This window comes from Mesorhizobium sp. BH1-1-5, assembly GCF_020165615.1.
Taxonomy (GTDB): domain Bacteria; phylum Pseudomonadota; class Alphaproteobacteria; order Rhizobiales; family Rhizobiaceae; genus Mesorhizobium.
Genome location: NZ_JAIUIM010000057.1, coordinates 1 through 2,966, shown reverse-complemented (window position 1 = coordinate 2,966; position 2,966 = coordinate 1). Strand labels below are relative to the sequence as shown.

At 64.8% G+C, this 2,966-nt stretch carries 3 protein-coding genes; all 3 read left to right on the top strand.

Annotation, left to right across the window (positions count from 1 at the left end; translation table 11 throughout):
• The first annotated feature begins 157 nt into the window (after positions 1–157).
• The 3 genes from LB572_RS34270 to LB572_RS34260 all read left to right on the top strand — a co-directional run bounded on the left by LB572_RS34270 (position 158) and on the right by LB572_RS34260 (position 2,891).
• The gene (locus LB572_RS34270; protein ID WP_140808291.1) at positions 158–634 is read left to right on the top strand and encodes a DUF992 domain-containing protein; all 477 of its coding nucleotides are present in this window, start codon (positions 158–160) and stop codon (positions 632–634) included.
• A 150-nt stretch (positions 635–784) separates the two neighbouring features.
• The gene (locus LB572_RS34265) at positions 785–1,267 is read left to right on the top strand and encodes a DUF992 domain-containing protein (RefSeq protein ID WP_224670910.1); all 483 of its coding nucleotides are present in this window, start codon (positions 785–787) and stop codon (positions 1,265–1,267) included.
• A 187-nt stretch (positions 1,268–1,454) separates the two neighbouring features.
• Positions 1,455–2,891: an MFS transporter gene (locus LB572_RS34260; RefSeq protein ID WP_224670909.1), complete on the top strand. Its 1,437-nt coding sequence runs from the start codon at positions 1,455–1,457 to the stop codon at positions 2,889–2,891.
• The last annotated feature ends 75 nt before the right edge of the window (positions 2,892–2,966 follow it).

Sequence of the window (2,966 nt, the reverse complement as noted above, 5' to 3'; positions counted from 1 at the left end):
GCGCAGTGTTGCGCCGCGGGAACGCCGATAGCGATCCATTAACCGCCCAAGGCGATGCGTTAACCTTTGCCATGTTCGCGCCAAGTTTTCGGCGGAACGCTCGACGCACCTCGATCGTTTAAGCCGGGGCCAAAATTTTCGCGAAAGGACCTTTCCAATGATCAAAACTCTTGCCTGTGCCGCTGCCGCGCTTGCCGCCACGGTCCTCGCTTATCCGGTAAGCGCCGGCACGCTCCAGCTCGGCACGCTCGATTGCACGATCGACGGCGGCGTCGGCTACGTCATCACGTCGAACAAGGGCGTCTCCTGCACCTTCCGCCCGTATCATCACGGGCCGGCCGAGCAGTATACCGGCATGATCTCCAAGCTCGGTGTCGACCTCGGCCAGACGCATCAGGGCCAACTCGTTTGGGCAGTGCTTGCCGCCACGCGTCATCATGAGGCGGGCGACCTCGCCGGCAGCTATTACGGCGTCAACGCCGAGGCTTCCGTGGTGACCGGCGGCGGCGCCAACCTCCTGGTCGGCGGCCTCGACGGAGCCTTCATGCTGGAGCCGCTCAGCGTCCAGGCACAGACCGGCGTCAACCTGGCCGTCGCTGTGGCATCGCTGGATCTCGTCCACTCCTACAAGTAAGCACCAGCGGGCGACGACATCGGCTCCCTATACGCGCGGCCCGGAACAGGACATTGTAGCCGTTCCGGGCCGCGTTCCTTTGAGCAATTCCAGGAAAAGTGTGACACGGTTTTCCGTCCGGAATTGCGTCAAAACAAGAGGGGGAGCACCATGTCGAGGATCATCGTCGCAGCCGCGATCGCGATCGCCGCGCTGGCAGGGAAAGCTCAAGCGGAGACCGGCGGCGTCGAGCTCGGCGTTTTGGATTGCGCCATCGGCGGCGGCACCAGCTTCGTCTTCGGTTCCAGCAAGGATCTGAGCTGCACCTTCACGCCGGCCGACAAGACCTTCGCGCCGGAAGCCTATTTCGGCGCCATCAACAAATACGGTCTCGATATCGGCACCACCACCCAGAGCGTGATGCGCTGGCTGGTGCTGACGCCCATGAACAACATCTATGCCCCGGGCGCGCTCGCCGGCGACTATGTCGGCGCCAGCGCCGAAGTGACCGCCGCGATCGGAGCCGGCGCCAATCTTCTGGTCGGCGGCACCGGCAACGCCTTCACCCTGCAGCCGCTCAGCGTCCAGACGCAGACCGGTCTCAACATCGCCATCGGCGTCAGCCAGTTCCAGCTGCGCAGCACGGCAAATTGACTGCCTCGCTGCGGAAAGAATTCGCTTGAGCTCAAGTCCGCTTGAGGTTCTAGAGACGTGCCCGATAGAGCAATTCCAGGAAAACTGCGCAGCGGTTTTCCGTCCGGAATTGCGTGAAAACAGAGAGTTGGAGCAGATCGGCGATTCCATCGAATTGCTGAACTGCTCTAAGCATCGGGAGAGCGCCTTGAGCAGGGAATCGGACAACAGAGTGGACTGGCGGGCGCTGTGGGCGAGCGGCGACCTGGCGCGCTTCTGCTTCGTCAGCCTCGGCATCCTGCTGCATGCCACCAACGAGACGATGGTGGCGACGGTGATGCCGGCCATGGTCGGCGAGCTCGCGGGCGTACAGCTGGTCGGTTGGTCGCTGGCGATCTATGAGCTCGGCGCGATCGTCGCCGGTGCCGCGGCCGGCCGGCTGGTCAGCTATGTCGCCCTGCGCTCCAACATGATGGTCGCCGCGCTGCTCTACGCGGTCGGCGCGCTGATCTGCGCCACGGCGCCTTCCATGCCGTTGTTCCTCATCGGGCGCCTTGTCGAAGGGCTTGGCGGCGGCGCCCTCGTGTCGCTCGCCTTCGTCTCGGTCGAGCGCCTGTTTCCTCGCAACATCTGGCCGCAGCTCTTCGGCATCATGTCCGCGGTCTGGGGCGTTGCCGCCTTCAGCGGCCCGATGCTCGGCGCGCTCATGACGGAGTTCCTGTCGTGGCGCTGGGCTTTCGGCATCTTCACCTTCGGCGGCGCGGCGATGGCGCTGGCAAGCTTCATCGTGCTCGACACGCCCGAGGCGAGGAAGCCACGGGAGAGCAGCGGCAAGGCACCACCCTTCCCCTATCCGGCGCTCGCCTGTCTCGCCCTCAGCGTCGTGCTGATCGCCGCCGCCGGCATCGATATCGCCCTGTTGCGCTCGTCGCTGCTCCTCCTCCTCGGCCTGATCGGTCTGGCGCTGTTTTTCCGCATCGATGCCCTCAGGCCACAATCGCGGCTCTTTCCGTCGCCTTTGTTTTCATGGCGCTCGCCGCTCGGCAGCGGCATGACCATGGTTGCGGCATTCTCCGTGGCGACCTGCACCTTCACCATTTACGGGCCGCTGCTTCTGACCACGCTGCACGGCATTCCGATCCTGACCACCGGCTACATCATCGCCGCCGAATCGATCGCTTGGTCGGTCCTGTCGATCCTCATCGCCAATGCCCCGCTGGAGCGCGAGAGACTGATCATCGTCGTCGGCGCATTGATGATCGCCTCCGGCCTCGCCGGCTTCGCCTACACCATCCCGGCAGGCTCGATCCCGCTGATCCTGCTCTGCGCCCTGCTGCAGGGCGGCGGCTTCGGCATTTGCTGGCCTTTCCTCACGCGCGTCATCGTCGCTTCGGCGCGCGACGGCGAGCAGACGATCGCCTCAGCCGCCGTGCCGACCATGCAGCGCATCGGCTATGCGGTGGGCGCGGCGCTTGCCGGCATCGTCGCCAACGCCAGCGGCTTCTCGGAGGGCCTCAACCGTGAAGCGGCCGCAGGCGTTGCCGGCTGGCTGTTCCTCGCTTTCGTGCCTCTGGCCGTCCTGGGATGCATCGCCGCGCTGAGGATCGCGCTGCCGAGGCTGCAGCCTCAGCAAGCGGCCGGCTAGAGCAATTCCAGGAAAAGCGTGAGCGGTTTTCCGTCCGGAGTTGCGTAAAAACAAAGAGATAGGGCGTTTCGCCGT

Coding starts and splice junctions, on each gene's coding strand:
- LB572_RS34270 (WP_140808291.1), top strand. CDS start 158: ATGATCAAAACTCTTGCCTGTGCCGCTGCCGCGCTTGCCGCCACGGTC.
- LB572_RS34265 (WP_224670910.1), top strand. CDS start 785: ATGTCGAGGATCATCGTCGCAGCCGCGATCGCGATCGCCGCGCTGGCA.